The organism is Limnothrix sp. CMB-01 (assembly GCF_055193175.1).
Genome location: NZ_CM143720.1, coordinates 658,130 through 683,217, shown reverse-complemented (window position 1 = coordinate 683,217; position 25,088 = coordinate 658,130). Strand labels below are relative to the sequence as shown.

Below are 25,088 nucleotides of genomic sequence, written 5' to 3'. Positions count from 1 at the left end.
CTGGTGGATGGGTTGGCCTGCGTTAGGCAAGGCCTTGGGGTTGCTGTTGGCGGTTGTGCTTTGGGGTTGGGGGCTGATGCCGGAACCCGCGATGGCAAGCCTGCATCCCTATCCCCTTCCGGGCGATCGGGTCTTGTGTCGATCGTTGCAATCCCTGCGAGATCAGCGCGATCGTAGTTGGCAATTGGTGTTGTTTGGCGAAGCGGCCAACGGACAACCACCCACAACAGGATTTCGGTTGCGGGTGGTTGGGTTTCCCAGTTTGCGGGTCAATCGCGATCGATCTTTAATCGTCACCAATTCCACAGGGGCCGTTGCCCAGCTTGCGGATCAGTTCCCGATCGATTCATTAGCCCTCAACACCGGAGAATATGAATTTGATTCCGTCGCAGGTCGGTTAAATCAATTAGGCATTTTGCGATTAACCATCCCCGTCGGTGATGCTGATCAGGCAGAAATTCCCGTACCGCCTTTTGTTTTACAAGAGTGGAAAATGCTTCAAAAGTCAGGATGTCCCAAGGCTTGAGGCAGTCAAAATTGTGGTGGCATAGGATATTCAACAGACCCTAGTCACAAGTCTGAATTGTCCAAGGATCGTTCAACACATTGCTGCTGAATCAATTACTCCTTCATGAGTAATCTTCAGTTTGCTAATTCAGCCTCAGCGGGTGTTTAAAAAGCTAGATTTGGTAGGCAGCTTGCTCGATCTACAACAACAAGGGGCTTAAGCCCCTTGTCCCTAATGGCTACGGTATTTAGCGAGCGCTTCCAGATGCTTTTCAAGCAACCTCTAAGCGGCAGAAGAGTTCTCGGCAAAGCGTTGGGCCTTGCGGGGTTGAATCACGCCGTAACCGCCATGGTTCCGTTCATAAATCACGTTGATTTCACCCGTTTCTGAGTTGCAGAACATGAAGAAATCGTGATCAACCAGCTCCAGTTGCTCCAAGGCCTCCGCGATCGTCATCGGGGCCATTTCAAAGTATTTCGTCCGCACCACATCCGCCGGCAACTCGGGTTCTCGGGGCGGAATAATGGTTCCGACCGGCATTTCGCCCAGCACTTCTGCGGTCTTCACCGGCTCGCGGCGACGTTCTTGATGTTTTTCCTTATACTTGCGAAGTTGACGGGCAATTTTGTCAGCAACCATGTCAATGCTGGCATACAGGTTCTCGCTGCTTTCTTCAGCTCGAACAACTGTGCGGTTCGCGTAAATGGTCACCTCAGCCGTTTGGTTAGAATCAATCCGGGGGTTGCGAGCTACCGACAGGTGCACATCCACTTCAAGAGTTAAGTGTTGAAAATGGCTGACGGCCTTTTCAATTTTTTGCTGAACATAGTCACGCAGTGCATCGGTAATCTCGATGTTTTTACCCTGGATGACAAGCTTCATAGAGCTTCCTCCCCTTCGAGATGGGTGATACTTTCAACGTAGCACTTTGGGATCGGGGGAAGAATTTCCTTTAAAATCTTTTGCATCTGTTGATGATTCTTGACCTTTTCTTCAGTGATTCCCCACAAACCATCACCAAACTCCCCTTGGCAATTCTCAATCTTTATGGTTAGGGCATTCGGCTAGAGTTTATGGTTTGTGATGCTGCTACTGAAACCAATGGGGAAGCTGCCGGGCCGATCGCCCCCTGTTGGCAACTGAATTTGCAAACCACAGCTTACGAAGTGGCTTGGGGTTGGCAGCGCCAGTGGCAGGCCGATCGAATCGCGGATCCGACACTGCCCGATGGGTTAATGCTGTTGGAACATCCGCCGGTTTATACCCTGGGGCGTGGGGCCGATCGCGCCTTTGTGCGGTTTGACCCCGCAATCCATCCCGTGCCGTTAGTGCCCATTGAGCGCGGGGGTGAGGTGACCCACCATTGCCCTGGGCAGTTGGTCGGCTATCCGATTTTGAATTTGCGCCGCCACCAACCGGATCTCCATTGGTATCTGCGCCAGTTGGAAGAGGTGTTGATTCGGGCGATCGGGACTTGGGGCTTGGGTGCGGAACGGCTGCCGGGTCTGACGGGGGTGTGGCTAGAGGGGTGCAAGGTGGCGGCGATCGGGATTCAGGTCAGCCGTTGGGTGACCCTGCACGGCTTTGCTCTGAATGTGGATTGTGAGCTGGCGGGCTTTCGGGAAATTGTGCCCTGTGGAATTGCTGATCGCCCCGTGGGCCGATTGGCGGATTTTGTACCTGGCCTGACGGTGGCCCAGGTGCGATCGGTGGTGGCAGAACAGTTTGCGGCGGTGTTTGGCCTGCGCTTGGAACCCTGCCCCCCAAACCACCGACCGGCGGGCGCGTTGATGTTGCCCTAGGGAACCAAATCGGCGGTGGCCAGAGGACAGGCTCGATCGCGCTGAGCCAAAAGCCAGTCGTACCAGTCGGCCAACCCTTCGCCGGTCAGAGACGAGAGGGGCAAAATTCGCGCCTTGGGGTTCACCTGCTTCACGGCGGCGATCGCCCGGTCTAGGTCAAAGGGCAAGTAGGGCAGCAAATCGATTTTGCTCAGCAGCACCAAATCGCAGGCCCGAAACAAGTGTGGGTACTTCAGGGGTTTATCTTCACCCTCAGTGACCGAAAAAATCCCGACCCGGGACGCTTCTCCCAAGTCAAACAGCGCAGGACAAACCAGGTTGCCCACATTCTCGATCGCCAAAATGCTGCCCGGTGGCGGTTGCAGTTGCTGGCAACCTCCTTGCACCATGGCCGCGTCTAGATGGCAACCCGTGCCCGTGTTGACCTGAACCACGGGGCAACCGGTGGCCCGCACCCGCTCCGCATCATTCAAGGTGGCCTGATCCCCCTCAATGACGGCGAAGGAGACTCGATCGGCCAAATCCGTCAGGGTTTTCACCAGCAGCGTTGTTTTGCCGGCCCCGGGCCCGCTCATCAGGTTCAGGGCCCAAATGCCCTGGGTTTGGAACCATTGGCGGTTGGCGGCGGCCAGTTGGTTGTTTTTGTCTAGCAGCCGCGCTTCGAGGTCCAGGGTTTGGGTGACCGGATCCGTTGCCGTCAGAGAGGGGCGATCGGCTAGGTGATGATCCAAACCGGCCTGGGGATGGTCGTGATGGTGAGGATGGGAATGGTGGTGATGGTCATGGCTGGGGCTGGCTGCTTCGGGCCCGTGGCGATGCACCACCACTGAACCATCGGGATGTTGGTGACTGTGCCAATCGGAGCCGATCGGGGAGTGGCCCAAGGCGGGATCGATCGCCTCGGATTGGGTCAGCTTATTTTGGGACAGGTTACTTTGGGGTCGCTCACTGTGGGATAGGTTGGTGATCGTGACCGATGCTCCCTCATCACAACCGCAGGTTACGCACATGGGATGATCTCCAAGGTTTTTAAAATCAAGTCTTGGCCCGCCTCGATCGCCCAATCCAAGCTGTTGCAATGGGGGCAAATTCCCACCACATCATCCAGGGGGAAATCTCGGCCGCAATGGTGGCAGCGGGCCCGGCCAGGCACGATTGTGATGTCTAACTCCGCCCCCTCCAGGGCCGTGCCCATGGCGCAGGGGCCAAAACAAAAGGCGATCGCCTCCGTGGAAATGCCCGACAGGGCCCCCACGGCCAAACCCAGTCGGCGGATGGGGGCCCCTTGGGCCTGGGCCAGCGCCAACCGCACCAGTTCCTGAGTAATGCCTAGTTCGTGCATTGCCTTTCTCCTGTGTTCGATCGGCCCGAACCAATTAGCTCAAACTAATTAGCTCAAACCAATTAGCTCAAACCAATTAGCCCCGATTAGCCCAAACCAATTAGCCCGAATCCATCGGCCCTCGCAAAATCGCCCCTCGCAAAATCGGCCCTAGCAAATCCGAGGCAAGGGATCGCCCATCGGCCACTCAATAATTCGTTCAGAACCAAAGCGCGTTTGCAAAATCACCACTGGTGGATCCGCCTTGGTCACATGGCCCACCAAACAGGCCTCCCGCCCTTCCGGCAGCATTTGCATGGCCATCAGGGCCCGAGCTGCAAATTCCCCCGGAACCACCGCCACCAACAGACCTTCGTTAGCCATGTGCAAAGGATCGAGACCCAACACTTCGCAGGCGGCGGCCACGGGCGGCCGCACGGGCAACGCCGCCTCTTCGAGCACCATGCTGACGCGGCTGGTTTGGGCAAATTCATTTAGCACGGCCGCCACGCCGCCCCGAGTGGCATCGCGCATGGCCCGCACGGTGGGACAAGCTTCACAGAGGGCCGCCGCCAGATCATGCAGGGGCTGGCAATCGCTGGTGATGTCCGCTTCGAGGGCCAAGTCTCCTCGGGCTAACAAAATAGCCGTGCCATGGTCGCCCATGGGGCCACTGAGCAGAATGGCATCACCCGGTTGTAGGTAGCGCGGCCCGGGCACTTGGTTCGATCGCGCCACGCCCACCCCGGCGGTATTGATATAAATTTGGTCACCTTTGCCCCGAGGTACAACCTTTGTGTCGCCGGCCACCACCTTGACGCGGGCCGTGTCGGCGGCCAGTTTCATGCTCTGGGCAATGCGGCGTAACAGGGCGATCGGGGTGCCCTCTTCAATGATGAACCCACAGGAGAGATAGAGCGGCTGGGCCCCGGTCACGGCCAAATCATTCACCGTGCCATTGATGGCCAGGCTGCCGATGTCGCCGCCGGGAAAAAACAGCGGATCCACCACGAAGGAATCGGTGGTGAAGGCCAACCGATCGCCCCGGGCCATGAACAGGGCTAAGTCCAGCCGCGCACTGTCATCCAGCGCATTGAGGGCATCGCTGTGAAAGGTTTCTAGGAAAATGTCAGTAATCAGGTTATGGGTGGCCCGGCCGCCGCTGCCGTGGGCCAGGGTGATGTAGCCTTCGTCGCTCGATCGGGTGCGGTGCTGGGGCTGTTGAAACTCGAGCACGTTAGATGGGGGGGTGGCGAGGGAATCGGACGGATGATTAGAAGAAGCCATGGCATCAGGAGGTGAGGGCGGAAATCACGGCGATCGGGCCAATGCAGCTATCGGGCCAATTCTGATTGCAGCGGGGGGCGGGCGGACGCTTCGGCAAATCTGCGGGGTGCAGCCATGGGCGATCGGGGGCCCCCGTGACCGTATTTGTAATAGGCAGCGCAGGCCCCTTCGGAGGAAACCATGCAAGCGCCTAGGGGATGGTCAGGGGTGCAACCGCGCCCAAAGGCACTACATTCCCAGGGTTTGAGCTTGCCCTGCAAAATGAGGCCGCATTGGCAAACGGGTGAATCCTCACTGGCTTGGCTGGGTAGGCAATAGCGCTGTTCTGCATCAAAGGCCGCAAAGGCCGGAGCGATCGCCAAACCCGATCGGGGCAAGGATCCCAAACCGCGCCACTCAAATTGCTCCCGCACCGTGAACACCTGGGCCAGGGCGGCCAGGGCTGGGCTGTTGCCCTCGGGCTTCACCAGCCGGTGATATTGGTTTTCCACGGCACAGCGCCCTTCAACCAACTGCAACAGCAACATCCAAATCGATTGGAGCAGGTCGATCGGTTCAAAGCCTCCCACCACCACCGGTTTCTGATAGCGATCAACCACCGCTTGATAGGGATCAGTGCCAATCACGGCGCTCACATGGCCGGGGCCAATGAACCCATCCAAACGCAAGCCGCTGGCCTGGAGCAGAAATTCCAGAGCCGGGACAACGAGCACATGGTTGCAAAAGACGCTGAAGTTGGCTTGCTGGGCGCGGGCCGCCGCCAGGATGGTCATGGCCACGGCGGGAGCGGTGGTTTCAAAGCCCAAGCCAAAAAAGACCACGGGCCGATCGGGATGGGTTTGGGCTAAGGTCAGCGCATCCAGGGGTGAATAGACCACGCGCACATCGGCCCCCCGGGCCTTGGCCTGCATCAGGCTGCCCCGCGCGCCGGGCACTCGCAGGGCATCGCCAAAGGTGGCAAAGATCATGCCCGGTTGTTCTGCTAGGGCGATCGCGTCGTCAATTCGGCCCCGAGGCATGATGCACACGGGACAGCCGGGCCCATGGATCAGCTCCACGGTTTCCGGCAGCAGGGCTTCGAGGCCATGTTTAAAGATGGTGTGGGTCTGGCCGCCGCAGACTTCCATCAGGGCCACGGGGCGATCGAGCCGTTGCGCTAAGTGGGCAATTTCCCGCACCCACCCCGCCACCGACGCGGGATCACGAAATTCCGTCACAAACTTCATCGCAAACTCCTGAAACGGCTCTTCAAACGGCTTTTGGGTAATGACTGCTTCAGCAAATAACTTCTTGAAATGACTTCTCGAAATGACTTCTTAAGGCACAGTTTCTGGAACAGGGTTTGAGACAGGCAGACTGGATCGCGCGGGAACTGAATCACGCGGGAACTAAATCACGCGGGCGTTATCAGACGATCGATCCAAGTCAGGGTTTCCGTGGCTGCGGCCACATCTAACTCCTCCAAGGCAAAACCCGCGTGAACCACCACCCAGCGCCCCACCCACTGCTCGATCGGGCGATCGGGCGTGACCAAACAGGCCAAGCTGACCGATCGCCGAACACCGCTCAAATCAACCGTGGCTAGCTGTTGATCTCCACTGACAATGGCCACCACTTGGCCCGGAACCGCTAAACACATCCTGAAACCTCTCAATAACTCCTAAGGGCTGGCGTTGAATGGCTTGTGATTTAAATGGCTCGTGATTCCCGGTGATTCCCATTGGTAACCAGCACGGGATCACCGAGACCCTAAACATGGCCCAACTGGAGCCAAGCGGCGGCGATCGCCGTTTGCCCCAACGCCAAGCCCCCGTCGTTTACGGGAACCTGTTGCGGCAACAGCAACGGATCATGCAGATTGCTGGCCATCAGGGCGGCTTCCAAACATTGCAACAACAGCCGATTTTGGAAGACTCCACCACCACAGGCGATCGCCCCAAAGTGCAATCCCTGCTGCTTCAAGGTTTGGGCCGCTTGCACCAAAGCCTGGGCCAAGCCGCGATGGAACCGCAGGGCCATCACCGCCTCGGGCAGCCCCAGGGCCCGATCCAAAATCAGGGCTTCCCAAAGGGGTTGGGGATGCAGCCACAGCAGCGATTCCGATCGCAGCTCGATCGGGTAGGCTTGCTGATCTTGATCCCAAGCTTGGCGGGCTAGGTTTTCGAGGGCGATCGCCGCTTGCCCTTCATAGCTCAAGCAGTCGGGCGCACAGCCTAAAAAGGCCGCCACCGCATCAAACAGCCGTCCGCAGGATGAAGACCAAGGGCTGTTGAAACCCGTTTGGGCCATGCCCGTCAGCAGATTCAGCGGCTTTTGAGCAAACCACTCTTCGGAGTCCACCCGATCGAGCAGGCCCGTGGCGTGGAACTGGGCGTATAGATTGCGCCAAGGCTCCTGAGCAGCGCGGTTGCCCCCCAGTAACCGTGCCGGCCACAGGGCCCCGACTCGGTGATATTGCTCGTAGGTTGTCCACAGCAGCTCGCCGCCCCAAACCGTGCCATCGCTGCCCCAACCGAATCCATCCAGGGCAATGCCCAACACGGGCGGGCGATCGAATCCCCATTGGTTGTCGGCCAAGCAGGCGGCAATGTGGGCATGGTGGTGCTGAATGCGCAACAACGGCACTTCCAAGGCCTTGGCCAAGGATTCACCCACCTTCACGGCTTGGCCATCTGGGTGCAAGTCCACGGCGATCGCGCTGGGGCGGTGGTCAAACAAGTTGCGCAAGTCCGCGATCGCGGTGCTGTAGGCCTGGAGGCAGGCGGGTGAGTCCAAATCTCCAAGGTGAGGCGAGAGGATCGCTTGTCCGTCCCGCGAGAGGCAAATGGTGTTTTTCAGATCGCTGCCCAGGGCCAAGATCGGCGGGCTGTTGGTGAGGCCCGGCGGCAGGTTAATGGAACTGGGAGCGTAGCCGCGCGATCGGCGAATCACCTGCACTGAAGTGGGCAACACCCGCACCACCGAATCATCCACCCGATTCAGGATCGATCGGTTGTGGAGCAAAAAAGCATCGGCGATCGACTGCAACTGCAGATGGGCTTCATGGTTGTCAATGCATTGGGGATTGCCGGCCCGGTTGCCGCTGGTCAGCACAATGGGCCGATCCACCGCGCTCATCAGGAGATGGTGCAGGGGGGAGTAGGGCAACATCACCCCCGCCTCCGTCATGTCAGGAGCCACCGACGGGGCCAAATAATGGGGATCGCGGATCGTGAGCAGCACGATCGGGGCAGCCCCCCCCAAGAGGAGCGATCGCTCGTGATCACTGACTACGCAAAACTGCCGCACGGACTCCAAATTGCGGGCCATCACTGCCAAAGGCTTGTGGGGGCGATGTTTGCGGGCCCGCAGCCGTTGCACCACGGCTTCCTGGGTGGCATCGCAGGCTAAGTGGATGCCGCCCAAGCCTTTGATGGCCACGATCGCTCCCTGGCGAATGGCTTCTGCCGCCTGGGCGATCGCCTGCTCATCCTTCACAATCGGCCGTTGCTGGCTGGGTCGCTCAAACCAAATGCGCGGCCCGCATTCCGGGCAGGCCGTGGGCTGGGCATGGAAGCGACGATCGCCCGGATTATCGTAATCGCGTTGGCAGTCGGGACAAAGCTGAAACCCGACCATGCTGGTGCGCACCCGATCGTAGGGCAGGGAGCGAATGACCGTCAGCCGCGGCCCGCAATGGGTGCAGTTCACGAAGGGGTAGTGATAGTACCGACTGTCGGGATCGTGCAAATCCCGCAGACAGGCGGCACAGGTAGCCGTGTCTGGCGCAATTTGGGTGCGCACCGGGCCCGACTGGCTCTCCAAAATCCGAAAAGACAAGGGTGATCGCCCCAGGAGTTCCGCCGAGGACAAATCCAGGGCTTGGCTGCGATGGGAAACCGGCAAGGGAGCCGATCGAGACACGATCGGGGTTGGGGGTTGCAGCGGCGTATATAACGCTGGCCCCGGATCCGCATCATCCACCACCACCGGCACGATCGGCCCGAGGGGAGTCGTGGGCGGTTCCGTCGGTTCCAAGGGCCGCAACCGATCGATGGCCGGCTCCAAGAGTTCCGCCAGCTCCTCTGCCAAGGAGTTGGAAAGTTCTGGATCCAGGGGCTGATGTAAGTCTTGAGCTAAATCTTGGCCTAGACCGTGATCCAACCGATTGGCATCTAACTTGGGATCCGACGGGCCATGGTTCAAATCTTGATCGCTGGGCCCCACCCGATCGCTCGATCGCCGATCTGAGATGCCAGGACGGACATCAGGACGGATGCCAGAACGCGGCCCCCAATCGCCCGATGGTTCGCTGGGAGCAGCCGTGGGTGAGCTATCAAACAACTGATCCAAGCGCGATCGAGACAGGGAATCGCTGGCGGGGGCTGCGGCTCCGTTGCCATCAACAGCCGAGCGGGGATCATCCCAATTGCCCCGATCGCCTAAATCCGTCTGATCCGCGCCGGAATGCCCATTCAACTCAGTCCGTACCGGATCGACCTGATCCAACCGCCCAGCGCTCTCGGATTCTGCGCCATGCTCAGGGTCGATCGGGGACGGCCGCTCACCTTCGGGGCCCCTGTCTAACCAGCGCGATCGGCCATGGTTGCCCGCTTCCCCTTGCCCCACGCTTGATCCTTCCCGAGGATCCATCGCCATCACTTCTCCGTAGGTTTTCCCAGCCTGTCGCTCGATCGTGCCGTCATCGGCAACCGCCACGGCACTCCATGGGGCCGGCTGCGCGGTTTCCGCCGTCACCACTGACCCCTCCGCCAGTGACTCCGCCACTGGATCATCGGTATAGCTGGAGCGATGTTCTGGTCGCAAATGCAAAGGGCAGCGGGGGCCCTGGAGTTGGTTCTCGGTTGATTGCCCTTGGTGACTGTGGGCCCGGGTGGCCTGGCGATTGCGCTGAATCTGCATCGCCGTTTGTTGCCCCAAGGCGATCGAATGTTCATCCCAAGTGAGATCGTCGGCTCCAGACTCAAAGGTCGCTGTGAACCTGGATGGCCCGGTGGGCAAGTTTGTTAGCCGCTCTGTCGCGGATTCGGTTGCTGATTCTGCGGGTAATTGCTCAGGTAATTGCTCAGGGGCCGCCAGCTTGCCCAATGCACCAGATTCCGACGGAGAAACAGCAGGCAGGTTGCCACTCGGCAACGGCAGTCCTGGCTCCATCAATTCCGATAGGGCGATCGGGGTTCGGATCAGCGTATCAATGCGGGAAAGGGGCGGTTTTTCCTGATAAAGCCGTTGTAAAAAAACATCAATTTGATCCGGATATCCCGCAATCCGAATCACCACGCCCACGCCATCATTCGCCACCGATCCCATCAGTCCACATTCGATCGCTAGTCGATAAACCGTGGGACGAAAGCCGACTCCTTGGACAACGCCAACGACCCGAATTTCTTCGGCTCTCATCGTCAACGATTGCTCGTCTTGAGTGCTGGCCATGGCATATTCTCCCAAAGGAGCGGCATCAAACATACAGGTTTACTTAGGTTGGTTTCCTTAGCAGGGACTAGGAACCAGGTTCAAAGGCTCAAAATTCCCTATGTCAGATGTAGCGCGTTTGCCATGAAAATAGAGGAATCTTTTTGTTTTTTTAGCTTTTACTATCAGCAATCTTTAGAAACCTCTGTGTTTTTTAAAGATCATCAACAATGGTTCTTGAATCCGGATTCGATTAAAGGTTCAAATCCATACTCGAATTTCTTGGATCTTTAAGAAAGATTTAATGTTTGAATTATTTTTTAGAAGGGTCTTAAGTCTGATCTGGGTAGATTTTGAGTGTATTTTCAGTATATTTCAGATCCCCTGTCTATGTGTTGTAAAGATTACGTAGTATTTTTGCAAAAATGGTCGCAAAAATAACAAAGAAGTGTTTTGTAAATGGTTCAAAAGAAACTTAAAGATGCTTTGGAGATAATTTGAAAAGTATTTAGAAACGATCTAAAAAATTCACTTTTTGAGTCAACTCGAAGCGTAATGTATTGAAGAATAAAGTGAAAAAATCAGAAAACAGTCTGACCTGCTACCTGCTAGGTTTTACGAGGAACTCAAAAAAATTTATACCCCAATCTGAACTTCGACTTAGAAACGAAATTCAAACAAGTTTTTACTGTTATCTAGATTTGGATGGCGGCAATTACTTTCAGCTCTCAGGAGATGTCTGAAAGGCCTAAACGGCTACCTTGCGGGTCTCACCAACTGACGAAGACAAGGGGCTTGAGCATCTTGTTCCCCACGATCCGCTAACGGTAGATCTAGGGCTTCGGGCTAAACGACGACAGGCCCTAAGCCCCTTTCCCCGACGATGATGATTGCTTGAGCTGTGCCGAAAATCACTCTTCAGATATCTGAAGAGATACAGCCTTTACCTAAAATAATTGGCACGCCATATCACAGATACCATGAGGCAACGGCTCGGTGGGCAGTGCCCACCCTACGGGCTTCAGATATTCCTTCAAACATCCTTTCAAATACTCTTTCAAATATTTCCTGCAACCCTTCGTGATGCTGATATCCAGTTGCCTAATCCCAAAGGCGACGACCCCAACGGCCGCTGAGTCGATCGTGGGTGTCTTGCAACAGGTCGGGAATGTTTAATTGTTCGGGGCAACGGGGCAAGCAATCACCACATTCTGTGCAGCGATCGCCCCGTTGTCCTGGAAACCAATGTCCAGCATTTTCAAACATGCCGTAGCGGTAGCGCCCAAAGTCCACCATTTTGAAAGCCACCGCCAGATTACGCAGCCGCAACACCTCTGGAATTTGAATTTCCTCGGGGCAGGGCAAGCAGGCATAGCATTGGGCACAACGATCGGTTTCGAGGGCCGCAATTTGGTGTCGATCGAGCCGATTAAAAATTGCCTGCTCTTCCGCGCTGAGGGGTTCGGTGCGCTCAATCCAGGGTTCGATCGCCCCCAACTCTTCCACCTTGGCGGGGCCCACGCTCAGGGTGGTGATCCCCGGTTGGGCCAGCAGCCAACGGTAACCGGCTCCCAACGGCGACAGGGGCGCACAGAGTTGGCTCAAGGTGGGCGGCGGGGTGTAGAGCTGTCCCCCTTTGTCGGCGGGGGAAATGATGAAAATGCCCAAATCCCGATCGAGGGCCGCTTGAACAGCGGGGGCATTGCGTTGAAAAAAGTAGTTGAAATGTAAATTGACAAACTCAAATTGATCGGTGGCAATGGTCTGCAAAATCAAAGCCAAGGGCCCATGGGTGGAAAATCCCAAGTGGCGAATTCGACCATCGGCTAGGGCCCGATGCAACGCGGCCATTCCCGATTGTTGGTCTTGAATCCAATCCAAATGTTCTGGCAGATTCACCCCATGAATGGCTAGGCAATCTAAATAGGGCGTTTGCAGGCGTTCCAGGGATTCGGTCAGTTGCCGATCGATCTCTTCTGGGCTGCCGGTGGGTAATAGTTTGCTGGTGAGAATGACTCGATCGCGCGGCACAATTCCTTGGGCGATCGCCTGACCGACAAAAACTTCGCTGGCTCCATAACCCCGAGCGGTTTCAAAATGGTTAATTCCCAGCTCGATCGCCCGAGCAAACACTTCGGCCGCCTGCTCGGCAGAAGCCAAACACCGCATTGTCCCCAAGGAAAAGACGGATAGTTGAAGATTGGTTTTGCCAAATCGTCGATATTGCATGAGCCAGCTTGCGTGAGCCATAAAAATGGGCGGAATTGAATCCGCCCACCCCGTGTAATTTTTGGATGGGTCAGAGTTCCTAACCCGATCGCCCGTTTAGCTGTTCAAGATCTTGGGCACTTTGAAGAAATCTTCATCGCGATCGGGCGCACATCCTAACAGACCTTCCCGATCGGTGTAGCGATCGAGTTGATCAGGACGCATCACGTTATTCACATCGATCGCCCGGGTGGTGGGTTCCACATCGGTCACGTCCAACTCGCTCAACTGTTCCACATAGGTCAGGATGTTGTTGAGTTGGGCGGCGAATTTTTCCTCCTCTTCAGCAGTCAGTTGAATTCGCGCCAAATGGGCAACCTTGCGAACTTCGTCCAAACTGAGGCTCATAGCAGCTCTAATTGCGATGGTTTGCTTGTTGAAAGGTCAATTTCCAGAATCTCAACAGATCAAGAAATTGCATCCTAAGTGGCAATACTAGGCGATCGCCCTAGGGCCTGTCGTCATTACCTGAGATCAAGCTGGAACGGCTGATTTTCCTATGCTCGATTGTCGCTCAATCGTCGTAACAAGGGGCTTAAGCCCCTTGTCTCACACGATCGGTTAGCGAGGGAATCAGGGCTTTGGGCGATTTGACGACAAGGCCTAAGCCCCTGGTTTCCCACGATCTGTGAATGATGGACTTCAGCATTCATCCCTCGAGTATCCATCCAAGGATTAATCCAGAATTAGTCCAGAGTTAGTCTAAGGATTGACTCAGGAATCAATCTAGATCTCAACTCGAAAATGAGCATCCAATCGATTGAAAAACGATGGGAAAATCAACCTAGAAGAAGACATCCATGTTCGATCGACCGGTGGTTTTTAACCAGTTTTGGGCCTCGATGTAGTTGTTGGGTGCTAAGCGAATGGCCCGCTTCCAATATTCCGCCGCCTTGTCGAACCAACGCTCGGCTGCTTCATCTTCGCCGCTGGCTTGGGCTTGCTCGCCGTTGTAGTGATAAATCACGGCAATGTTATTCAAGGCCTGGGGCATTCGCGGATTCTGATCAAGGGCTTGGTGATAGTAATCAACGGCTTTGTCCCGTTCGCCATTGCTGGCAAAAATCAAGGCCATGTTATACAGGATGAAGCTGCGATCGTAGGGATCTTCTTCTAGGTTCAGGGCTTCTTCGTAGTTTTGCAAGGCTTCTGCATATTCACCTTCGCCTTGGGCAGACATGCCATCTCGGTAATAAACAAAAGCTTCTTTCGCTTTTTTGTTGGTGGGCAGCACTTTCAGAATCAAGTCCGCCATCACCGTAAAGGTTTTGTCAATAAAATTGTCGTTTTTTTGAGTTCGAGGCATGGGTCAAGCTGCTTTTGAAGCCAAAATAGGGAACGATTGCTGATGGAGTCTGCTCCATAGCTTAACGCCATGGGTTGCCGCATTGCGCGGTAGGGGGATGATTCGTTGCCATGGAGTTGTCGGAGTTTCAATTGGCGCTCGATCGGGGACGGCGCGACTTTCCTTGGGTGAGTCTGGAAGGGCAATGTTTGCGAAAGCTGTCGTTGGTGGGGCTGTCCCTGCGCCAAGCCAAGCTCGATCGGGCTGATTTGAGCGAAACGGATTGCAGCGGGGCCACGTTGCTGAAGGTGTCGGCCACGGAAAGCCAATGGCGTGCGGCCCGGCTCGATCGAGTCAATGCCCAGAAAGCGAATTTTAGCGGAGCCAGCTTTGTCAATGCCCAACTGTCGGCAGCCCAACTGCAAGGGGCGGATTTGTCGGCGGCTGACTTTCGGCAGGCGAATTTGCGGGGGGCGAACCTAACCGGCGCAACTTTGACCGGGGCTTGTTTTGCGGCCGCGGACTTGACCGACGCGATCTTCGACTGGGACTCGGAACCGATCGCCCAAGGGGATTTCACCGCCGCCACCATGCCCGATGGACAACCCTTCAGCGCCGATTGGCAACCGGGCCCCGTCGATCCCTTGCCCCCAGCGCCACCAACCACCGATCGGGCGATCGATGTAGGGCGATCGAATCCTGTTGATCGCGCCGTGACCGAGGCGATCGAACCCACCGATGCAACAACAAACGCACCCCCACCCGATCGGCCCCATCGCTATTTGTTGAGTAATCCCAACTTTGCCGTTCCCAACGCCGGACCGCCGCCGCCGCCGCCCAAACCCGCGAACCTTTGGGAAGCCGGCCAGCGCCTACCGTTGCCATTGTTAACCCTCTGGCTTTTGGGTTATGCGCTCTGGGGCAGCAGCCTTGCCGTTTTGGATCCACCGCCCCACAGTTGGTTGCTGCTGGCCTGTAGTTCCTTGGCGGGGATGGCGGGGTTGCAATGGGGTTTTTTGGCCCTAACCGGCGGGGCCATGGCGATCGTTCTGGCGGTTCCGCTGCCTCAGCAGGTATTGAGCATTCTGCTGGGTGGGGCCACCGGGTTAACCGTTGGCCTGCTCACCAAATTTCTGATGCATGTTTCCTGGAGCGGGGCCCTGCGCAACGCGCTGTTGGCCTTGGCTTCCGCTGTCACGGTCATTAATTTGGCATTGGGGGTTGTCTGGCTGGGCATGGTGGGAGCCTTGGCCTTCACCTTTTCCGCCATGCCCCTTTGGACAATCATGGTTGAGCAAAATTTGTCCCAAACCCAACGCCTGTTGGTGATGGCGGGAGTGGCCACCTTGGGCGTGGCGATCGGGCGCTGGGTTGCCTAGGGGCGACTCTCTAGCCGCGATTGCGCAGTTTGATCGCTTGATCGCCTAGTTTGATCGTTTGATCGCCTAGTTACGATCGCCTAGTGCAGTTGTTCCCAGGTGCGAGCCACCACATCACTCAGCCAGCGCCGGGACTCGCCATCCAGCAAGTTATCATCCGCCAGCACTTCCGCCGTCAGATCTTCCAAGGATTGGCCCTTGGCCCGGGCCGCCGCGATCGCCACGGTGATAGCATCCGCGATCGAATCGATCAACCCTTCACCGGAGGGGATTAACTCCGCCCGTCGGGGGCGCGGCTGGCCATAAGTTGGATTAAACGCATTCACAACCGAAACTCCGAATCGAAAAGGTGTGTTGAGCGGGGAGCGATCGGGAAGTTTATTTCCCAAGGACAGCAAGCGAAACTGCAACGGGCAACGAGCACTGGGGCCCACAGATTTGTCCGGTTTTGGGTTGGCAAGGGCAGGCGCGATCGGGAAGAGATAACCCAATTTCGGGTAGCCATCTCATGTAGCAATCTCGCTGAAACCCCCATCCAACCCCAGTCAAAACCCAATTCAATTGGGCATCCTGGGGACAGGCGAGGTCGGCCATTCGGTGGCGCAGTGGGGCAACCCATCAACCATCCGGCTTGATCAAGCTCGCCTGTCCCCAGACCGCTTGCAGATCTAGGGAACCCGCAAGGTGTTCACAGACAGGTCAATACAGAACAGGTCAATACGGGCGGGGCAATTCCGAATCTTTAGGGAGCGATCCCGATGCGATCGGCCCTGCCAAGTCAGCCCTGTTAAGTCAGCTTAGGCAATTACTCTCGATATTTGTAAACTTCTGTAAAGTTTATTAATTATTTTGAGTAAACGGAAGGATAGCGCATTTCTTTCATCTGTCAAGGATATTTCCAGGATTGCTTAAGATCACAGGTGAAACCATCTCGCCTCCGGGGTTCGTGGCCGCTAAGCAGGGATCCGCCGCTTGGCTAGGGCCTCGGAAACACGCGATGATGGAAACAATAGCCAAAGCCTGAGATGCTTTTCAGGCGAGCTTTGCAGCGTCCACAGCACCCCAAGGGCTGAAAAACTTCACCCTAAAAAAGGAAACACTCCCGCTTTGGTTGCAAGTTTGTTGCAAAACGCTTCTTTTTACGCCCGTTTACGATTTGAGTAATCAGAACCCAATCCATGAAAGAACTGCTTTATCTGGAAGTGCCGACTCCGGAAGCCGCAACGGTGCTGAACTGGTTGCAGCAAGAGTTTATGGTTCCCAGCGGGGTGAAGGTAGCGGCTCCCACGGGGTTTCGCTGGCAACCGGCGGGCGATCGGGATGGGGAAACTGTGGCGGGTTGCGTTTGGTCTTTGCAGCGCACCACCTATCTGAAGCTGTTTCGGTGGAGCGATCGCCCGATCGCGGGGGAAGGGGCCTTGGTGCGGGTCCTGCGGCAACAGGTGGCCGAAAAATTCCCCACCACCTACCCGGAACTTCCTGAGATTGACTTAACAAAGAGCAATATTTTCGAGGCCCTTGCGCCCAAATATCCGCAAACCGCTAAGTATTTCCAACGGATGCCCAATGGTGAACGGGATTTGCTGCGGGCCTATTGGTGGGAAAAGCGCTGGCGGGAAGCGGTGCGGAATCCTCAGCAACATAAGCAGGTGATTTTTCAGGGCCAGACTGCTCAGGGCGCGACTTCTCAGGGCCAAGCTTTTCAGGGCGCGACTTCTCAGGGGCAAAACCCCGACCCATTGCCGGCCATTACCTATGACTTGATCTACGTGGGCGGGGCCTTGGGGGTAATTCATGCGGCGATGATGGCGCGGTTGGGCTATCGGGTGTTGTTGCTGGAGCGGTTGCCCTTTGGCCGCATGAATCGGGAGTGGAATATTTCCCGGGAAGAGTTGCAAGTGCCGATCGACCTGGGCCTCTTCACGCCCGCTGAGGTGGAAGGATTGATCGCCACGGAATATCGCGATGGGTTTCACAAGTTTTTTGATGCCAACAATCCACCGCAAGCGCGGGCCAATGTGCTGCACACGCCGACGGTGCTGAATGTGGCGATCGCGGCCGATCGCATCATTCAGCTCTGTGGCCAAAAGCTGCGGGAAGCGGGCGGCGACATTTGGGACGAAACGGAATTTGAACGGGCGGACGTGATGGGCGATCGGATCACCATGACCGCCAAACACTTGCCCACGGGGGAAACTCGTCAAGTGGCCGGTCGGTTGCTGATTGATGCCATGGGCACGGCTTCCCCGATCGCCTGGCAACTGAACGGAACCCGCGCTTTCGATAGCGTTTGTCCCACGGTGGGGGCCGTGATTGCCAATGGAATTGATTGGCCGGTCTGGGATTTGGACTATGGCGACGTGCTGTTCAGCCATGGGGACATTTCCCGTGGCCGGCAACTGATTTGGGAGCTGTTCCCCATTGGCGGCAAGGCCGTGACCGTTTATCTGTTCCACTACCACCAAGTTCACCCCGAAAATCCCGGTTCCCTGCTGGAAATGTATGAGGACTTTTTCAGCATCCTGCCGGAATATCGCCGCTGCGATTTGGACAAGCTGACCTGGGGCAAGGCCACCTTTGGTTATATTCCCGGTCACTTCAGCCAAAGCGAGGGCGAGCGGCGCGTCTCGTTCGATCGCCTCTTGGCTCTGGGGGATGCCGCTTCATTGCAATCTCCCCTGGTGTTCACCGGTTTTGGTTCCATGATTCGCAACTTGGGCCGGCTCACAGACTTGCTGGATACGGCCTTGAAACATGACTTGCTGACGGAACAGGACTTGGGTTCAATCCGGGCCTACCAAAGCAACGTGGCGGTCACCTGGATGTTCTCGAAGGGGATGATGGTTCCCACGGGTCGCACGCTGCCACCCCAGCGGGTGAATTCCATGCTGAACACCTTCTTTGGCCTGCTGGCCGATGCCGAGGAGGATGTGGCCGATCGCTTCATTAAGGATCGGTTTGACTGGTGGTTGTTCAATCGCCTGGCCCTGAAGGCGGCGGTGCAAAATCCAATGCTGCTGTGGTGGATTTGGGATTCGGCGGGCCCTTGGGATCTGTGGCGCTGGATGGGCAGCTATCTCACCTTTACCCTGTCGAGCTTGGTGGCTTGGCTGCTGGGGTGGCTACCGGCGATCGCCCGCCGAATTCAGCCCTGGTTGGAGCAGCGCGCGCCGGGTCTGTGGTTGCGGGTGTTGGCCCGGTGCTATGCGATCGACCTCACTTGGGGGCAGCGGGCCCGCGTGGCTCGCACGGTTCCCCGATCGCCCACGGAAGCGGTTTCCAGCGGCACGGTCTAGGCCAGGAGTCGCCGGGTGATCGAAATAGGGTGATCATCCCATCGCGATCGACCCATCTCGATCGCCCAATCCCATTGCAGTTATTAACACAGGCTTGCCCCACCGTTGGGATCGCGTACGATCGCCCATGAGCAGCGTTTGCATAAGAGATGCAATCCTATGGGTGAGATAAAACGAATCGGAGTGCTGACCAGCGGCGGAGATTGCGCAGGGCTAAATGCTGCCATTCGGGGTGTGGTGATGCGGGCTGCCAGCTACGGCTGGGAAGTGATGGGCATTCGCCACGGTACGGAAGGGCTAACCCGGCAGCCCACCGAAGCCCTGCTGCTGACACCGGACAAGGTTGAGCGGTGGTTAACCTTGGGGGGAACCCTGCTCGGAACCATTAACCGGGGCCAACCCTTTCAGGTGACTTTGCCCGATGGCACGATGCACGATCGCACCTTGGACTTTGCCAAGGGCTGTCGGGAGTTGGAGCTATCGGCCATTGTTGGCATTGGCGGCGATGGGAGCCTGAAAATTCTTCATGATCTGATGACGAAAGTGGGCGTGCCCTTTGTGGGGATTCCCAAAACGATCGATAACGATGTGGCCGCCACAGAACAATCGATCGGGTTTGACACAGCCGTGAACATTGCCACGGAAGCTCTCGATCGGCTCCACTTCACCGCCGCCAGCCACGATCGGGTGATGATCCTGGAAGTGATGGGGCGCGACGCGGGCCACATCGCCCTCCACGCCGGCATTGCGGGCGGGGCCCAGGTGATTTTGATTCCCGAAATTCCTTACAAGCTGGAAGTGGTGTCCCAGGCCATTCGCAATCGCCAGGCCGCTGGCAAGGCCTTTTCCGTGGTGATCGTGTCCGAAGCGGTCTGCACCAGCGGCGGTGACGTGGTGACGCAAACCCAGGCCTTTGGGGAATGTCGCCTGGGGGGCATTGGGCAATATTTGGCCCAGGAGCTGGCCCAAAGCACTGGCGCTGAAACCCGCGTCACCGTGCTGGGCCATGTGCAGCGCGGTGGCGTGCCCTCGCCGCTCGATCGCCTGATTGCCTCGGCCTTTGGCGTGGAGGCAGTGGATCTGATTGCTCGGGGCGAGTTCGATCGGGTGGTGACTTGGCAACAGCGCCAGGTGGTGAGTGTGCCCGTACTGGAGGCCATTTCCCACTGCCGCATCGTTGACCCCAATGATACGCTGCTGAAAACCGCACGGGGCCTGGGAATTTGCCTCGGGGATTAGTAGGCAAGCCAGGACAAGAGGCGACATAGCAAAGGATTAACCAAAAGACCAACCAAAAGACAGAGGACACCCTAAAAAGACAAGGGGCTTCAGCCCCTTGCCCCCATCATCAATGGCACTGAGTCGGGATTGGAAAACTGAATCAAGAGGCTTTCAGAACCAGCCTCAAAACCAGTCTAAAAACCAGTCTTGAATTGACCTCAAAACCACAGACAATCTGACCAGGAAGGGGTGAACTGCACTGTTCCGGTCGTGACTCCATTGCTAGGCTGATCCAAGCGCGTAATGCGCTGCAAAATTTCTAAGTTGGTGGGATCTCGAAAAGTTGCAATTCCAATAAAAATTAGCCCCATCACCCAAAGCTGGCTGTTGTCCTTCGGTGGTGGCGCGGCATCCTTTAAGGTGCAGACTTTGACCTTCCCTTTTTTGGCCTTGGCGATCGCGGCGGCCTCGTCTTTGTCGGTAAAGTGGACTGCTTTGCAAGCGTCGGGCACTGAACCGTTGGGGACATAATAGGAGCCATCGGGCAATTCGACAACGTAACACATGCTCAATTCCCTGATCGATGATCTTGAAAGGATGGAAATTTTAGACAGCACAAGTCCGCACAGCTTTTGATGAAGAAAGCTGCTTTGGGTTGACCCCCAAGGTCAAGTCAATTCAGTGCAAAATAGAGGGCGAGAAATGACGAAGACGGCGCATAATTATCCGTCTCGTTTTCCGTCTTGTTTTGCATTCAAAAATTTGTACTAGTCATCTATCGAGAAAGCTTCAAAAAATTATGCAAACCTGACCCGATCGGGATCATCTATTGGGTTTTGGGCCTCGCCAAGATCAACTAGCCGAGGGCATAGAGCCAGCCATCGCGCCCACTCAGATAGACCGTTCCATCCCAGACGATCGGGGTGGCCTCAAAGGAAGATCCCGGGGCAAAGTGCGCCAACAGATTGACCTCCAGGCGAAACCACTGGCCCCGACCATTGGGCAAAGCGGCCGGATCTTGGGACTGGGTGGGCAAAAAGCGCAACTGAAACAGCCGCACCCCGTCGTAGCTGGCGGCCACAAGTCGATCGCCCTCGGTGAAAATCGGGGTGGAAATGGTGGGGCCAATTCGGGTTTGAAAGGCCACGTAGGGCGAGTTGTGTGGCCCATCCCGCTGTGGCCCCCAGTGGGCCAGGCCGGTGGTGCGCAATTGGGAGCCAATGTAGAGGATTCCATCGATCGCCCCCGTGGCAAACAGGGGCGGCTGTCCCCGATCGCGATAGTCATCATTCAGGGCCGCTGAGCCGATAATTCCACCCTGCCAATCTTGGTAGCGCAAGGAGCCGGTGGGCAAAAACCATTCCACGGCCTCGGCGGGCGGCCTGGCCGGATTCAGTTTAAAAAGACCGCCGGGCCCGGATGTATATTGCCGCTCGATCGCGCAAAAGAGCTTGCCATCGCGGGAAACCACCGCCGTTCCGTCAATATCCGTACCGGTGAAGAAATCCCAGTCAATTTGCTGACTGTTCAGGTCAACGCCATAAATGTGACCGGAGCCAGCCGCCACAAACAACCGATCGCCCAGTCGTGACGGAGAAGATTCCGCCACCAGGTTGCCGCCATGGCGGGCCCCATCGCCCGGGGCATAGAACACCAATTCCCCCGCGATCGCCGGTTGGGTGATGCCGTCCCGTTGGGTGACCGTGTTCAGCGCGGCCCCCAAAAAGGAACCAATCCCGTTTTCGCCCACATTAAACAGCAGCCCATTACGCAAATCGAGGGGGCTGCTGTCGTTGTCGCGGCTGTAGCTGGCGGTTTGGCGCACGTTCCACCGCCACAACTCTTGGCCCGTGCGAAAGGAAATGGCCCGCAAACTGGGAACCACCCGCGCCGTGAAGGGCACATTCACCCCCTGGCGACTGCCCTGAAGCACAATCACTTGATCGAGCGGTGGTGCGGTGCGATCGATGTAGATCGTGGCTGTTCCCTTCAGCACGTCGTCAAATCGATAGCGCCAAACCTCTTGCCAAGTTTGCAGGTCAATTTTGCGCAGGTGGTGGTCAAACGCGCCAATCAGCAGATAGTCTCGTCCCCGATCGCGCACGAGGGTGCATTGCCCCGTCCAGCCCGCACCGCTCCAAACCTCCAATCGCCGCCCAATCCTTGTTGGGCCGGATCCCAAAAAGAACTTGCGCCGTACCCCCAATCCCTGGGGAATGCCTCGGCCATAGAACCGGCGGGCTTGGTTACCCAAAAAGCTGGGAATCAGCAGTTCCACTTCGGCGCGGGGATCTTGGGCGGCGGCCAACTGTTCTTGGGCCAAGCGATCGGCCATCCGCAGGTGATCGGCCCAGGCGGCGGGCTGTCCAGGAATTAACGGCGCGGCCTCGGCCTGTTGCCGCAGCTTGCTGGCCCGCTGGCCCATGGCGGCTCCCATGGATCCCAACAATCCCCCTTGGGCAATCCAGCGGGTGACGGTACGACGCGAGGGCACGATCGACTCCTGAAGCAAGGCCTAAAAATCAGCCCCATCATCGCAAGATTTCCAGGGTTTTTCAGCCTGCTGTGGGGAAAGGGCCGATCGGGGAGGGCAATCGAACCGGGCTACACCGCCGCCGTGGATCGGGCCCCCGGGTGAATTGTGTTTTGGGGCTTGCTGGATCCGCAAATCGGCAGCTCAATGTAAAACTCCGTGCCCCAATCGGGACTGGACTGGCAAGTCAGCGCCCCTCCGTGCTGTTCCACAATCACTTGATAGCTAATGGACAGGCCCAAGCCCGTGCCTTTGCCCGTGGGTTTGGTGGTGAAAAACGGCTCAAAAATTTGATCGCGTACCTCCGGTGGCATTCCTGGGCCATTGTCTCGAAACCGAACAATCACCAATTGCTGATTCAACGTGGCCGTGGTGATTTCAATGCGGCTGGGATTTTGGCGCATGTCCGCAAGGGTTCGGCCCGCATCCCGCAGGTCGATCGCATCGATCGCATTCACCAACAAATTCATAAACACCTGATTCAGATGTCCCCCGTAGCATTCCACCAACGGCAATGGGCCATATTGCTTAATTACCTCAATGGCTAAGCGATCGGAGCGGCCCTTCAGCCGGTTTTGCAAAATAATTAATGTGCTATCAATGCCCTCATGTAAGTCAAACGTTTGCAACTCTGCTCGATCGATCCGAGAAAAAGTCCGCAACGATTGCACAATGTCCTGCACGCGCCGCGCACCCAACTGCATCGATTGAAAAGTTTTTGGCAAATCCTCAACCAAGAAATCCAGCTCCAACTCCTCTAAAGCTTCACGCAAAGTTGGCTCTGGGTCTGGATAGAACGTGTCAAACAAACTCATCGCCTTCAGCAGGCTTTGAACATATTCTTCCGCGTGGGTTAAGTTGCCCGCAATGAAGTTAATAGGATTGTTGATTTCGTGGGCTACCCCTGCCACCAACCCTCCCAGGCTTGACATTTTTTCCGTTTGAACGAGCTGGGTTTGGGTCTGTTTTAGTTGACTGAGGGTTGCTTCCAAGTCCTCCGTGCGCTCTGCCACCCGCTGCTCCAATTGCTCATTTGCCTGGTGAATTTCTAGAAATCTTTCCCGCAAACTTTCGGCCATTAACTGCCCATTGGTTGACAGTTGATCAAACTCCTGAACTGGGCTTTGTGGCCAATCCACATCTTGTTGATCATTCACGCGATCGGGCAGGTCTGTGGTGATTTTTGCCAAAATTTGCAAGGGTTTAACCAAGGCCTTGCTCACCCAATAGGCCGCCAGCATACTGCCATAGACCACCAACATCACAATCCCAAATCGCTGGTTATAGGCCACCTGCAAATCATCCATGTGGGGTTGCGCGGGGAATGAAATCCACAAATGCCAACCCAAATCGCCCGGCAGGATACTGGCAAACCAATAGGTGGACTGGCGAGCACGAACCATCGGCGGCCGAGCGGGATCGTTGGTCAAAACCTGATAAAACTCGGCGCTGCCGGTTCCCAGTCGTCGCACCCAAACCTTCGGTTGCTTGAGATTAAAAACATCCTGCGGATCATAGGCAGGGTTCACACTGCCCATCACTTGCTGGTTTTCATTCACCAACACCGCGCCCACCGCCTGATCGTAAATTTTCACCGGACTCGTGAGCGCATCAATGAATCGATCGAACCGCAGATGGGCAATTAAAAATCCTGTGGACTCCAACCCCTGGGTTAGGGGTCGCACCAACCAAAGCTGATGCTCATCGCCAGTTTTGTCCTTCGGAATTGCCACAATTCGCCAGGATTGGAGCTGATTGGGTTGACTGTCACGTAGCTCCAACTGCGATAGGGACTGAAGGCTGAGAGACACATCAGGATTATTGGTTGCCTGGGTCAGAAAACGTAGTTTGGAATCCAGCACCCAAAGACCATCAATCAGCACATTCTGTTCCAGGGCCGTGATTAATTGAGCTTCGGTCAAGGACTCTGCTTTGAGTTGGGAAAAATCCGTGGCTGTTTCCCAAATTTGTCGCTGCCAATTGCGAATTTGCTCAATGATTGGCGCACTTGCCAGTTGTAAATCTGTCCTGACCGATCGCTCCAAATCCACCAACATTCGGTTGGCATCCAGGGTGAAGAGCAACATAATCGGCAGCAACACAAAAGCCACCAAAATATCGTTCAAAACATCCCGTAATGGCCAGCGAACCGATTGAAATCTTTGTGGAAATCGCTGTCCTAAAAAAGAAAAAATTCCAAGGATGCCGCTGGCAATTAGAGCATTACAGACCCCATTCAGGGCTTGTTTCAGCAAAATGAGCTGCACCTGTAAAACGCCCACCTGCAACAGGGCCCCATAAAACAGGGCCACCAACAACGATCCCACCACCAGCCAATACAGACCATCTAGCAACAGCAAACTTTGGCGATGGCGCTGGCGAACCCACCCCACCAGGGCCGCTTCCACCGTGAAAATAATCATGGCGTAGGGGTGGCTCCAAAGCACCCAGGTATAGCTCCCGATCGCTGCCCCGGCAATGCCACCCCAAAGGGGCCCATAGAATCGTGCCGCCAGTAGAGCGGCCACACTCCCAAAGATAAAATCAACGCCTAAAAATAACTTTGCTCGGTAGTAGTTACCGAGTAAGCCCAAAATAATTAGCCCAATAAAGCAAACAATTTTGAGTCCTTGGGGATGAACCCCCTTTTTCGAAACTGTCATTTTGCCCATTGCTTGAGGAAAAATCTTATTGATCTACAGATATAGACTCAACCGGCACAGATTCCACAGATACAGACCCAATATGAATTTAATTTCATGGAACTGAGTTTGGG

The 25,088-nt window shown here is 56.3% G+C and carries 19 protein-coding genes and 1 pseudogene; 5 read left to right on the top strand and 15 right to left on the bottom strand.

Going from position 1 to position 25,088, the window contains the following annotated elements; all coding sequences use genetic code 11:
- Nucleotides 1-7: 7 nt before the first annotated feature.
- Nucleotides 8-526 carry a DUF3122 domain-containing protein gene (locus ACZA91_RS02825; protein WP_158234440.1) on the top strand — a complete coding sequence of 173 codons (519 nt, stop codon included), beginning with the start codon at nucleotides 8-10 and terminating at the stop codon, nucleotides 524-526.
- A 264-nt stretch (nucleotides 527-790) separates the two neighbouring features.
- Here the strand turns inward: ACZA91_RS02825 and hpf are convergent, their stop codons facing one another.
- Nucleotides 791-1,390: a ribosome hibernation-promoting factor, HPF/YfiA family gene (gene hpf / locus ACZA91_RS02820; protein ID WP_099533382.1), complete on the bottom strand. Its 600-nt coding sequence runs from the start codon at nucleotides 1,388-1,390 to the stop codon at nucleotides 791-793.
- Between the two features lie 191 nt (nucleotides 1,391-1,581).
- On the opposite strand from hpf, the gene lipB reads away from it, so the two are divergent.
- Nucleotides 1,582-2,310, top strand: a complete 729-nt coding sequence (gene lipB, locus ACZA91_RS02815; protein ID WP_463184567.1) for a lipoyl(octanoyl) transferase LipB — start codon at nucleotides 1,582-1,584, stop codon at nucleotides 2,308-2,310.
- Here lipB and hypB read toward each other — a convergent pair.
- The 10 genes and pseudogenes from hypB to ACZA91_RS02765 form a co-directional block, all read right to left on the bottom strand.
- Nucleotides 2,307-3,320, bottom strand: a complete 1,014-nt coding sequence (gene hypB, locus ACZA91_RS02810; protein ID WP_463184566.1) for a hydrogenase nickel incorporation protein HypB — start codon at nucleotides 3,318-3,320, stop codon at nucleotides 2,307-2,309. The two genes, lipB and hypB, sit on opposite strands and share 4 nt — an antisense overlap.
- On the bottom strand, nucleotides 3,311-3,652 hold the full coding sequence (locus ACZA91_RS02805; protein WP_099533379.1) for a hydrogenase maturation nickel metallochaperone HypA/HybF: 342 nt from the start codon (nucleotides 3,650-3,652) through the stop codon (nucleotides 3,311-3,313). Before ACZA91_RS02805 ends, hypB begins: the two co-directional genes overlap by 10 nt.
- A gap of 150 nt (nucleotides 3,653-3,802) precedes the next feature.
- Nucleotides 3,803-4,918 carry a hydrogenase expression/formation protein HypE gene (gene hypE / locus ACZA91_RS02800; protein ID WP_099533378.1) on the bottom strand — a complete coding sequence of 372 codons (1,116 nt, stop codon included), beginning with the start codon at nucleotides 4,916-4,918 and terminating at the stop codon, nucleotides 3,803-3,805.
- Between the two features lie 47 nt (nucleotides 4,919-4,965).
- A complete protein-coding gene (gene hypD, locus ACZA91_RS02795; RefSeq protein WP_099533377.1) occupies nucleotides 4,966-6,144 on the bottom strand; it encodes a hydrogenase formation protein HypD in 1,179 nt (392 codons plus the stop codon).
- A 167-nt stretch (nucleotides 6,145-6,311) separates the two neighbouring features.
- The gene (locus ACZA91_RS02790) at nucleotides 6,312-6,557 is read right to left on the bottom strand and encodes a HypC/HybG/HupF family hydrogenase formation chaperone (protein WP_099533376.1); all 246 of its coding nucleotides are present in this window, start codon (nucleotides 6,555-6,557) and stop codon (nucleotides 6,312-6,314) included.
- Nucleotides 6,558-6,667: 110 nt separating this feature from the next.
- Nucleotides 6,668-9,550: a carbamoyltransferase HypF gene (hypF, locus tag ACZA91_RS02785; protein ID WP_463186382.1), complete on the bottom strand. Its 2,883-nt coding sequence runs from the start codon at nucleotides 9,548-9,550 to the stop codon at nucleotides 6,668-6,670.
- A 540-nt stretch (nucleotides 9,551-10,090) separates the two neighbouring features.
- A pseudogene (locus ACZA91_RS02780) lies at nucleotides 10,091-10,318 on the bottom strand (acylphosphatase); the annotation flags it as partial.
- A 1,113-nt stretch (nucleotides 10,319-11,431) separates the two neighbouring features.
- Complete coding sequence (locus ACZA91_RS02775; protein ID WP_463184564.1) at nucleotides 11,432-12,559, bottom strand: aldo/keto reductase; 1,128 nt, start codon at nucleotides 12,557-12,559, stop codon at nucleotides 11,432-11,434.
- A gap of 96 nt (nucleotides 12,560-12,655) precedes the next feature.
- Entirely contained in the window at nucleotides 12,656-12,946 is a 291-nt protein-coding gene (gatC, locus tag ACZA91_RS02770) for an Asp-tRNA(Asn)/Glu-tRNA(Gln) amidotransferase subunit GatC (protein ID WP_099533373.1), read from the bottom strand.
- Nucleotides 12,947-13,382: 436 nt separating this feature from the next.
- On the bottom strand, nucleotides 13,383-13,904 hold the full coding sequence (locus ACZA91_RS02765; RefSeq protein WP_099533372.1) for a photosystem I assembly protein Ycf3: 522 nt from the start codon (nucleotides 13,902-13,904) through the stop codon (nucleotides 13,383-13,385).
- A gap of 110 nt (nucleotides 13,905-14,014) precedes the next feature.
- Between ACZA91_RS02765 and ACZA91_RS02760 the strand changes: the two genes are divergently transcribed.
- Entirely contained in the window at nucleotides 14,015-15,262 is a 1,248-nt protein-coding gene (locus ACZA91_RS02760) for a pentapeptide repeat-containing protein (protein ID WP_099533371.1), read from the top strand.
- Between the two features lie 80 nt (nucleotides 15,263-15,342).
- Here ACZA91_RS02760 and ACZA91_RS02755 read toward each other — a convergent pair whose 3' ends face one another.
- Nucleotides 15,343-15,696: a hypothetical protein gene (locus ACZA91_RS02755; protein WP_143473019.1), complete on the bottom strand. Its 354-nt coding sequence runs from the start codon at nucleotides 15,694-15,696 to the stop codon at nucleotides 15,343-15,345.
- A 744-nt stretch (nucleotides 15,697-16,440) separates the two neighbouring features.
- Here ACZA91_RS02755 and ACZA91_RS02750 point away from each other — a divergent pair.
- Together ACZA91_RS02750 and ACZA91_RS02745 are read left to right on the top strand one after the other, a co-directional pair.
- A complete protein-coding gene (locus tag ACZA91_RS02750) occupies nucleotides 16,441-18,558 on the top strand; it encodes a flavin-dependent dehydrogenase (RefSeq protein ID WP_463184561.1) in 2,118 nt (705 codons plus the stop codon).
- 159 nt (nucleotides 18,559-18,717) lie between these two features.
- Nucleotides 18,718-19,797: an ATP-dependent 6-phosphofructokinase gene (locus ACZA91_RS02745; protein ID WP_190531456.1), complete on the top strand. Its 1,080-nt coding sequence runs from the start codon at nucleotides 18,718-18,720 to the stop codon at nucleotides 19,795-19,797.
- A 200-nt stretch (nucleotides 19,798-19,997) separates the two neighbouring features.
- On the opposite strand, the gene ACZA91_RS02740 is transcribed toward ACZA91_RS02745, so the two are convergent.
- The 3 genes from ACZA91_RS02740 to ACZA91_RS02730 all read right to left on the bottom strand — a co-directional run bounded on the left by ACZA91_RS02740 (nucleotide 19,998) and on the right by ACZA91_RS02730 (nucleotide 24,975).
- Nucleotides 19,998-20,345: a hypothetical protein gene (locus ACZA91_RS02740; protein ID WP_099533368.1), complete on the bottom strand. Its 348-nt coding sequence runs from the start codon at nucleotides 20,343-20,345 to the stop codon at nucleotides 19,998-20,000.
- A 290-nt stretch (nucleotides 20,346-20,635) separates the two neighbouring features.
- Entirely contained in the window at nucleotides 20,636-22,273 is a 1,638-nt protein-coding gene (locus ACZA91_RS02735; protein ID WP_463184559.1) for a hypothetical protein, read from the bottom strand.
- Nucleotides 22,274-22,383: 110 nt separating this feature from the next.
- Complete coding sequence (locus tag ACZA91_RS02730) at nucleotides 22,384-24,975, bottom strand: sensor histidine kinase (RefSeq protein ID WP_463184558.1); 2,592 nt, start codon at nucleotides 24,973-24,975, stop codon at nucleotides 22,384-22,386.
- Nucleotides 24,976-25,088: the final 113 nt, after the last annotated feature.

What these genes read in the sequence shown, in the direction of transcription:
- ACZA91_RS02805 (WP_099533379.1), bottom strand. Translation starts at nt 3,652, where the DNA reads ATGCACGAACTAGGCATTACTCAGGAACTGGTGCGGTTGGCGCTGGCC.
- ACZA91_RS02790 (WP_099533376.1), bottom strand. Translation starts at nt 6,557, where the DNA reads ATGTGTTTAGCGGTTCCGGGCCAAGTGGTGGCCATTGTCAGTGGAGAT.
- ACZA91_RS02750 (WP_463184561.1), top strand. Translation starts at nt 16,441, where the DNA reads ATGAAAGAACTGCTTTATCTGGAAGTGCCGACTCCGGAAGCCGCAACG.
- hypD (WP_099533377.1), bottom strand. Translation starts at nt 6,144, where the DNA reads ATGAAGTTTGTGACGGAATTTCGTGATCCCGCGTCGGTGGCGGGGTGG.
- ACZA91_RS02775 (WP_463184564.1), bottom strand. Translation starts at nt 12,559, where the DNA reads ATGCAATATCGACGATTTGGCAAAACCAATCTTCAACTATCCGTCTTT.
- hpf (WP_099533382.1), bottom strand. Translation starts at nt 1,390, where the DNA reads ATGAAGCTTGTCATCCAGGGTAAAAACATCGAGATTACCGATGCACTG.
- ACZA91_RS02825 (WP_158234440.1), top strand. Translation starts at nt 8, where the DNA reads ATGGGTTGGCCTGCGTTAGGCAAGGCCTTGGGGTTGCTGTTGGCGGTT.
- ACZA91_RS02730 (WP_463184558.1), bottom strand. Translation starts at nt 24,975, where the DNA reads ATGACAGTTTCGAAAAAGGGGGTTCATCCCCAAGGACTCAAAATTGTT.
- ACZA91_RS02765 (WP_099533372.1), bottom strand. Translation starts at nt 13,904, where the DNA reads ATGCCTCGAACTCAAAAAAACGACAATTTTATTGACAAAACCTTTACG.
- hypB (WP_463184566.1), bottom strand. Translation starts at nt 3,320, where the DNA reads ATGTGCGTAACCTGCGGTTGTGATGAGGGAGCATCGGTCACGATCACC.
- gatC (WP_099533373.1), bottom strand. Translation starts at nt 12,946, where the DNA reads ATGAGCCTCAGTTTGGACGAAGTTCGCAAGGTTGCCCATTTGGCGCGA.
- ACZA91_RS02745 (WP_190531456.1), top strand. Translation starts at nt 18,718, where the DNA reads ATGGGTGAGATAAAACGAATCGGAGTGCTGACCAGCGGCGGAGATTGC.
- ACZA91_RS02740 (WP_099533368.1), bottom strand. Translation starts at nt 20,345, where the DNA reads ATGTGTTACGTTGTCGAATTGCCCGATGGCTCCTATTATGTCCCCAAC.
- hypE (WP_099533378.1), bottom strand. Translation starts at nt 4,918, where the DNA reads ATGGCTTCTTCTAATCATCCGTCCGATTCCCTCGCCACCCCCCCATCT.
- hypF (WP_463186382.1), bottom strand. Translation starts at nt 9,550, where the DNA reads ATGGATCCTCGGGAAGGATCAAGCGTGGGGCAAGGGGAAGCGGGCAAC.
- lipB (WP_463184567.1), top strand. Translation starts at nt 1,582, where the DNA reads ATGGTTTGTGATGCTGCTACTGAAACCAATGGGGAAGCTGCCGGGCCG.
- ACZA91_RS02760 (WP_099533371.1), top strand. Translation starts at nt 14,015, where the DNA reads ATGGAGTTGTCGGAGTTTCAATTGGCGCTCGATCGGGGACGGCGCGAC.